This window comes from Sphingomonas sp. SRS2, from assembly GCF_000971055.1.
In the GTDB taxonomy this organism is placed as follows: domain Bacteria; phylum Pseudomonadota; class Alphaproteobacteria; order Sphingomonadales; family Sphingomonadaceae; genus Rhizorhabdus.
Window position 1 is genome coordinate 1 of sequence record NZ_LARW01000167.1, and the last position, 8,163, is coordinate 8,163.

General features: G+C 63.3%; 6 protein-coding genes and 2 pseudogenes. 3 read left to right on the forward strand and 5 right to left on the reverse strand.

Features of this window, described 5'->3' with window-relative positions:
- A pseudogene (locus tag WP12_RS26155) lies at positions 1-111 on the forward strand (IS5/IS1182 family transposase); the annotation flags it as partial.
- A 20-nt stretch (positions 112-131) separates the two neighbouring features.
- Here WP12_RS26155 and gyrA read toward each other — a convergent pair.
- From gyrA to yaaA, 3 genes are all read right to left on the reverse strand, one after another.
- Positions 132-2,882, reverse strand: coding sequence for a DNA gyrase subunit A (gyrA, locus tag WP12_RS23155; protein ID WP_046196010.1), 2,751 nt, complete (start codon positions 2,880-2,882; stop codon positions 132-134).
- 129 nt (positions 2,883-3,011) lie between these two features.
- Positions 3,012-3,188 carry a hypothetical protein gene (locus tag WP12_RS25620; protein WP_200894590.1) on the reverse strand — a complete coding sequence of 59 codons (177 nt, stop codon included), beginning with the start codon at positions 3,186-3,188 and terminating at the stop codon, positions 3,012-3,014.
- 52 nt (positions 3,189-3,240) lie between these two features.
- The gene (gene yaaA, locus WP12_RS23160; protein ID WP_046196011.1) at positions 3,241-4,014 is read right to left on the reverse strand and encodes a peroxide stress protein YaaA; all 774 of its coding nucleotides are present in this window, start codon (positions 4,012-4,014) and stop codon (positions 3,241-3,243) included.
- Positions 4,015-4,211: 197 nt separating this feature from the next.
- Here yaaA and WP12_RS23165 point away from each other — a divergent pair, with 197 nt between their 5' ends.
- On the forward strand, positions 4,212-5,483 hold the full coding sequence (locus WP12_RS23165) for a tetratricopeptide repeat protein (protein ID WP_046196012.1): 1,272 nt from the start codon (positions 4,212-4,214) through the stop codon (positions 5,481-5,483).
- Between the two features lie 51 nt (positions 5,484-5,534).
- Here WP12_RS23165 and WP12_RS23170 read toward each other — a convergent pair whose 3' ends face one another.
- The gene (locus WP12_RS23170) at positions 5,535-6,011 is read right to left on the reverse strand and encodes an Lrp/AsnC family transcriptional regulator (protein ID WP_046196013.1); all 477 of its coding nucleotides are present in this window, start codon (positions 6,009-6,011) and stop codon (positions 5,535-5,537) included.
- A 174-nt stretch (positions 6,012-6,185) separates the two neighbouring features.
- Between WP12_RS23170 and WP12_RS23175 the strand changes: the two genes are divergently transcribed.
- Positions 6,186-8,039: a sensor histidine kinase gene (locus tag WP12_RS23175; RefSeq protein ID WP_052730593.1), complete on the forward strand. Its 1,854-nt coding sequence runs from the start codon at positions 6,186-6,188 to the stop codon at positions 8,037-8,039.
- A 13-nt stretch (positions 8,040-8,052) separates the two neighbouring features.
- Here the strand turns inward: WP12_RS23175 and WP12_RS26160 are convergent.
- Positions 8,053-8,163 (reverse strand): annotated as a pseudogene (locus WP12_RS26160) (IS5/IS1182 family transposase); the annotation flags it as partial.

The window sequence follows — 8,163 nt, forward strand, 5'->3', positions numbered from 1 at the left end:
TTCTTCTGCAAACTCAAAGAGTTCAAGCGCATCGCCATGCGCGCCTGCAAAACCGATCTAAGCTTCTCCGCAATGATCTACCTCGCCGCAGCCGTCATCAACTCGCGATGAATCCCCACAACCCCTAGGCCTTAATCCTCGCTTGCCTCGCCGCCATCGGCCAGGTCCTCGCCGATGACCGCATCGTCAGAGGGTGCAATCTCGCCTTCGCCGTCGCCCAGATTGACTTCAGCCTCGTCGTCGCTTTCCTCGATCCGCGCCGCGCCGACGACATGCTCGTCATCCGCGACGTGGAACAGCCTGACACCCGCCGAATTGCGGCCGATCACGCGTGTATCGCCCACCGACAGGCGGATGAGCTTGGCCTGGTCAGTGACCAGGATCAGCTGCTCGCCATTATGCGCCGGGAAGCTGGCCACGACCGGGCCGTTGCGCTCGAGATTGTCGATATTGCCGATGCCTTGGCCGCCACGGCCGGTACGGCGATATTCATAGGCGGAGCTGCGCTTTCCGTAGCCATTGGCGCAGACGGTGAGGATGAACTCCTCGGCGTCCTCGAACTCCTTCATGCGCTCTGGCGGCAAGGTCGGCTCGGCCCCATTGTCCTTCCACGGGGCTGCGCGCAGATAGGCGTCGCGTTCCTCGGTGGTTGCCTCGAAACCGCGCAGGATCGACAGCGAGATGACCTCGTCGCCGTCCTTGAGCAGGATGCCGCGCACACCTGTCGAGGTGCGGCTCTGGAACTCGCGGACGTCGGTGGCGGAAAAGCGGATGGCCTTGCCGCCGCGCGTCGCCATCATCACGTCGTCGGTCTCGGTGAGCAGAGCGACGCCGATCAGGCGGTCGGTCGCGTCCTCGTCGAACCGCATCGCGAACTTGCCGTTGGTCGGCACATTGGCGAAGGCATCCATCGAGTTGCGGCGAATGCCGCCATGCGCGGTCGCGAACACCACATGCAGCGCGCCCCACGCGGCCTCGTCTTCGGGAAGCGGCAGCACGGTCGTGATCTTCTCGTCCGGCGCCAGCGGCAGCAGGTTGATCATCGGCCGCCCGCGCGCCTGAGGAGCGCCCTCGGGCAGGCGCCAGACCTTCTTGCGGTATACCTTGCCGTGATCGGAGAAGAACAGCACCGGCGTATGGGTGCTCGTCACGAACAATTCGGTGACGGCGTCTTCTTCCTTGGTCGACATGCCCGAACGGCCCTTGCCACCGCGCCGTTGTGCGCGGAAGGCTTCGAGTGGGGTGCGTTTGATGTAACCGCCATGGGTGACGGTGACGACCATGTCCTCGCGTTCGATCAGGTCCTCGTCGTCGATCGAATCGCCGGCCGGGGCGATCTCGGTCTTTCGCGGCGTGGCGAACTCGACGAGGATCGCATCGAATTCCTCCTGCATGACTTCATAGAGCCGGGCGCGATCGCCCAGGATATGGAGCAATTCGCCGATAGACGCGGCGAGCGTCGCCAGTTCATCGCCGATCTCGTCGCGGCCGAGCACGGTGAGGCGATGCAGGCGCAGGTCGAGGATCGCCCGCACCTGGATATCGCTGAGCTGGTAGGTAGGAGACGTGCCGATGCTTTCGACCGCCTCGACCAGCTTGATATAGGGCTCGATTTCGGCACGCGGCCATTCGCGCGAGATCAGCGCGGCGCGCGCCTCGGCCGGGCTCGCCGAACCACGGATGATGCGGACGACTTCGTCGAGGTTTGTGACCGCGATGACGAGGCCGAGCAGGATGTGGGCGCGATCGCGCGCCTTGGCCAGCTCGAACTTCGAACGGCGGGTGATCACTTCCTCGCGGAACCTTACGAAGGCTTCGATGATGTCGCGCAGCGACAGCACTTCGGGGCGGCCACCGCGAATCGCGAGCATGTTCGCCGGGAAGCTCGTCTGTGCCTGTGTATGGCGCCACAGCTGGTTGAGGACCACGTCGGGGGTCGCGTCGCGCTTCAACTCGATGACGATGCGGACGCCGAGGCGGCTCGATTCGTCACGAATGTCGCTGATGCCCTCGATCCGCTTGTCCTTGGCGGCTTCGGCGATGCCCTCGACCAGTCCGTTCTTGCCGACCTGATAGGGGATTTCGGTGAGGACGATCGAGCGTTTCTCGCCGCGGCCTTCCTCGACCACATGGCGCGAGCGCATGATGATCGAGCCCTTGCCGTTGTGATAGGCATTGCGGGCGCCGCTCTTGCCGAGGATCAGGCCGCCGGTCGGAAAGTCCGGGCCGGGGATGATCTCGTGCAGCTCGTCGATGCTGATCGCGCCATTGGCGATATACGCCTTACAGGCGGCAACGACCTCGCCAAGATTATGTGGTGGAATATTGGTCGCCATGCCGACGGCGATGCCGCCCGCGCCGTTGACCAGCAGGTTTGGGAAGCGCGCCGGCAGCACCAGCGGCTCGGTTAGCGATCCGTCGTAATTCGGGCCGAAGTCGACCGTGTCCTTGTCGATATCCGCCAGCAGCGCCATCGCGGGCTTGCTGAGCCGGGCTTCTGTGTACCGCATCGACGCCGGAAGGTCGGGATCCATCGACCCGAAATTGCCCTGACCATCGATGAGCATGACGCGCATCGCCCAGTCCTGCGCCATGCGCGCGAGGGCCATGTAGATCGAGCTGTCGCCATGCGGGTGATAATTGCCCATCACGTCGCCGACGATCTTCGCTGATTTACGATAAGGACGGCCGGGTACGAAGCCGCCTTCCTGACACGCGTAAAGGATACGGCGATGCACGGGCTTCAAGCCGTCGCGCACGTCTGGAAGGGCACGCGAGACGATGACCGACATCGCATAGTCGAGATAGCTCGACTTCATCTCGTCGATGATCGAGATCGGCGAGATATCGCTATTTTCGATGGGCGGCGGTGCGCTGGCCAAAGTTTGTCAGTCCGTTATTAAAGCTGTTTCAGCCCCGGAAACGGGGCAAGCAAAGCTCCTAACGAAGGACTGCGGGAATGGCTAGCCCAATGCTTCCGGTATACCCTCCAGCGCGACCGAAGCGAAGGTTCAGGTGCTCAGCATGCCACTGAGCAGGACAACCGCGAAGCCGATGATGACGAGCACGAGGCCCCAGCCCAGAATATAGCGGGTCATGCGTGGCGTAGCGCCTGCCCGGGCCTCCTCGGTGCTTATCTCGACACCATTGCCTTTGTCCTGGTCGGTCGGACGGACGTGGCTTTCCATGTGTAAACTCCCATAATTCTCTGCCCTCAACGGGCCGGGGGAGGGGAGGTTCCTACCGGCTATCGGGCCGCGTCCGGGTAAACCGCCAAAGCGTTTCATCGGAACCTTCACTGGAGAATGCGTAGCCGTCGCTGTCAAAGCCTTTGAGGCCCTCTGGCTCGGTGATCCGGTGCTCGCACATCCAACGCGCCATCATGCCTCGCGCACGCTTGGCGTGGAAGCTGACGAAGGTCGGGCCATTTGGGCCGTCCTCACGGAAGTCGATCGTGATGACCCGCACGCCCTTTGGCGGAGCCTGTTCGACCGCGTGCCAATATTCCTTGCTGGCGCAGTTGATGATGACGTCCGACCCCTCGGCGAGAAGATCCGCCGCGACAGCATCGGAAATCTTGTTGCCCCACAGCTGGTAGAGGTTCTTCTTGCGGCCGGGCGCCCAGCGCGTTCCCATTTCCAGCCGATAGGGGCGGATCAGATCGAGCGGGCGGAGCAGGCCGTATAGTCCGGATAGGATACGGACATGGTCCTGCGCGAAACTGACGGCGGGCTCATCGAGGCTTTTCGCTTCGAAGCCGACATAGACGTCACCCGAAAAGGCATAAAGGGCGGGCCGTTCCTCCTGTCCGGCGAAATCGGCGTATCGATCGGCGTTGAGCTTCGCGAGCTTGTCCGAAATGCTCATCAGTTTCGACAGCTTCTTCGGCCCCAGCTTCGACGCCGCCTGTGCGACCGTCAGCGCTTCGTCCGCGAAGCGCGGCCGGGTTGCCGTCAGATCGGGCAAGGTGCTGTCATAATCGAGGGATTTTGCGGGAGAGAGCAGCAGGATCATGTGTCGGACCTAATAGGGTGGACGGGTGCGATCAACTGGCTGCGGTTCAATCGCCATTCAGCGAATGGTGCCTAGACCGCGACGAGTTAAGCCGGATCGTTTCGCCCGTGCTTGTGCACAGGCGAGGGAGCGATTAGTCAACCGGCGTGTTTTAAGGGCGGCCGCCCCTTTCGGCCGCCGACTAGGAGGCCTGAAGCATGAACCTTACGTCCCGTTATGCGCTGGTCGCGGCGCTTGGCATGGCCATTGCCGCGGTAGGGCCGGGCGCTCCGGCGTTCGCCGCCAAGAAGAAGGAGGAGGCTTCGGCCAGCGCTCCCAAGCTCGGCGATGCGATCCGCAAGCCGCTCGCCGAGGCCGATGCCGCCATCAAGGCGAAGAACATTCCGGTCGCCGAAGCCGCCGTCGCGTCGGCGCGCTCGCTCGCGAAGACGCCCGACGAACAATATGTCGTCGCGCAGTTCGGACTGAATGTGGCTCAGATAAGCGGCGATCAGGCGAAGCTCGCCGTCGCGCTGGACGAGATGATCACGACGGGTGAGGCCGCCCAGCGGCTGACCCAGACCGATCGTCAGAAATTCTACTGGTATCAAGGTCAGTTCGCCTATCAGGGGAAGAACTATCCCAAGGCCGAGGCCGCGATGAGCGCAGCCATCGCGGCGGGAACGCCGGAGCAGGACGCCTATGCGATCCTCGCCGACGCCCAGAGCCGCAGCGGCAAGCCCGCCGAGGCGGTCGCAACCCTCCAGAAGGTGATCGACGCCAAGGCCGCCGCTGGCCAGGCCGTGCCGTCCGAATGGTATGGTCGCGGCGCCGACATCGCATCGCGCGCCAAGCTGCCGAATGAGTTCCTGAAGATTTCAACGTCATGGCTTGCGGCTTATCCCGTCAAGCAGAATTGGCATGATTCGCTGTTCATCTATCGCCAGATGGCGGCCCTGTCGGGCGACACCGAACTCGATCTGCTGCGTCTGGCGCGCGCCGTCGGGGTGCTGCCACTGGCGGCGGGGTCGAACTATACCGACTATGCTCTGGCAGTGTATCTGCGCTTCCCGGCCGAGGCCGTCGAGGTGCTCAACGAGGGTGTTGCGGCGGGTAAGCTCAACCCCGCCACCAGTCAGAACACCCGCGAAATTCTGGCGCTTTCCAAGCCGAAGGTCGCTGGCGACAAGACCTCGATCCCCGGTGCCGTTACTGCCGCCAATGGCGGCAAGGCGACCTACAAGTCGGTGCTGACGACCGGCGATCTCATTTATGGCTTCAAGGATTTCGGCAAGGCGGCCGAGATATACAAGCTTTCGCTGACCAAGCCGGGCGCCGACGTCGGCCAGGGCAATTTCCGCCTCGGCCTCGCGCTCGCGCAGGTCGGCGACAAGGAGGGCGCGAAAGCCGCCTTCAATGCTGTGACCACGGGGCCTTATGCGCCGCTGGCGACCTATGCGAAGGTGTGGGTCGACCGTCCCGCAGCGTAACGATATGAAGTACCGGGCGGCATCGCGTCGCCCGGTATTTCGGATCAGTCCTCAGATTCCGTCGACCGGGATGCCCGGGATGTCCTTCGACGTCCGGATCGTCAGCGAGGTCTTGACGCTCGCGACATTGGGCGCGGTCGTTAGCTGCGAGGTCAGGAATTGCTGGAAGGCCTGAAGGTCGTGTGCGACGATCTTCAGTATGAAGTCGATCTCTCCGTTGAGCATGTGACATTCGCGGACCTCGGCGAGCGCCGCGACATGCGATTCGAAGTTGCGCAAATCCTCCTCCGCCTGACTGCGCAGCGAAACCAGCGCGAAGACGGTGATGCCGTAGCCCAATGCGGAGGCGTTGAGCCGCGCATGATAGCTTTCGATAACCCCCGACTCCTCCAGTGCGCGCACGCGACGCAAGCAGGGCGGGGCCGTCAGACCCGCTTTGCGCGCAAGATCGACATTGGTCATCCGCCCGTCATCCTGCAATTCATGCAGGATGGTGCGATCTATTTGATCAAGGGACGGGCCCGCCATGGAGAAACCTTTCAAGAACCAGCCCCATCGGTAGAATAAAGTTACGGATAAGTGCAATTAAAATAGCTCATATTTAAACGATCAAACGCCCTTTCCGCCCGGTCCAATGCGATTTACACTCCGGTCATCGGGGTACGGCCCGGGCTATGCCCGCGGTCGAGTGGAGTCGGGCCTTTGCGTTTCGATGATATGTTGGCCACGTTGCTCGCGCAGCCCGCGCCGACGCCGGAGGCGCGAGCGATTTTGTGGCGTCAGGTGGTCGACGTGCTGGCACAAGGTCGCGGCCATCAGGTCGACGATCCGCTGGTGGATGCACCAAGGGCGATGGACGCCTATAATTTCCTGCGCGCGGTGCGCCCGGAGATACCGGTCGACCTGCGTCTGGCGGCTGGCCGTGGCCTGGCGGGTCGTCGCGTCCCGCCCGACCTCGTCCTGCTATTCGCCGAGGATCTGCCCCATATCGCCGCGCCGATGCTCGGCAATGTCCTGCTCTCGACGCGCCAGTGGCTCGATCTTCTGCCTCGCCTTAACCCCAGCGCGCGCAACCTGCTGCGCAATCGCCGCGATCTCGGAGCTGAGGTGGAGCAGGCACTCGAAGGCTTCGGGACAAGCGACTTTCTGATCCAGGGGCCGGTCGAAACGCCGGACACGACCCTGGCTCCGCTGGCCGTGCCAATCGAGGAACTGGTCGCGACGGCGAAGGCGGACGAGGAGTCTGAAACGGCGCTGCCGGTTCCCCCTTTCGCGATATCCGCAAGCAGGCAATGGTCCGGTGAAGAACAGGTGCCGGAAACGCCGGCATCTTCCTCCGATTCGCTGCCGGGTGCGGCGGCGCTGCAGAGCGAGAGTCAGATTCGCGATTTGCTGTCCCGGATCGAGACATTCCGAACCCGTTATCCGCAGCTCGGGCCTCAGGCTGGGTCGGAGGCCGCGCCAACCGGCCATCGCGAAAATCTGGGTCCGGCCGTGCCGATCGAGAATTTTCGCTTCGAAACCGGTGTCGATGGCGTGATCTGCTGGGTGCAGGGCGCTCCGCGCGGACCGCTGATCGGGGAGACGATCGCGGTTGCCGCGCGGCAGACCGATCACGGCGTCGATGGCCATGCCGCCGGCGCCTATCGCAGCCGCACGCCGTTTCGTGATGCGCGGCTCACCATCGCCGGCGAAGGACCTGCATCGGGCGAGTGGCGCATTTCGGCGGTGCCTTTCTTCGATCAGAAGGACGGACGCTTCAGTGGCTATCGCGGCACCGCCCGTCGCCCGCGCGCCGATGAGAGCGCCAATCCCATAAACGGAGACGCGCGGCGCGAGGCTGATCCCGCCCGCAATGATTCGCTGCGCCAACTCGCTCATGAACTGCGCACGCCGCTGAACGCGATCATCGGCTTTTCGGAGATGATCGACGGCCAGATGCGCGGGCCCGCCGCTGCCGCCTATCGCAATCGTGCACAGGACATTCTCGAACAGAGCAAGAAGCTGCTCAGCGCGGTCGAGGATCTCGATCTCGTCGCCTCGGCCCGCACCTCGGAGCCTGTGCCAGGCCTTGTATCGGTCGATGCCGCAGAAATATTGACCCGGCTCCATGCCAATTTCGAGACTGTTGCCCGGGAGCGGGCTTCGGGTCTCGCTTTTCGAATCGATTCGACCTTGCCGCCGGTGGCGGTCGACGCGCCCACTGTGGAGCGGATGCTTTCACGCCTGCTCGCGGCGACGATCGCGATGGCGGGGGAAGGGGAGCGGATCAGCGTCGACCTGCAACGCGACCCGCGCCGGTCGACCCATCTGCTGCTGACTATCATGCGCCCCCGCGCGCTGATTGGCCGCGACGAGAAGATGTTGCTCGATCCCGGCTACAACCCTGACGGCAATTGGCCTGATGCTCCCGTGCTCGGCTTGGGTTTCGCGTTACGGCTGGTGCGCAATCTCGCGATTGCCAGCGGCGGCATGCTCGATATCGACGCCACCCGCTTCCACCTGAGCCTTCCGCTGCGTGATCATCCAGGTCATGTCGAACAGGACGTCATCTAGGGGTTGTGGGGATTCATCGCGAGTTGATGACGGCTGCGGCGAGGTAGATCATTGCGGAGAAGCTTAGATCGGTTTTGCAGGCGCGCATGGCGATGCGCTTGAACTCTTTGAGTTTGCAGAAGAA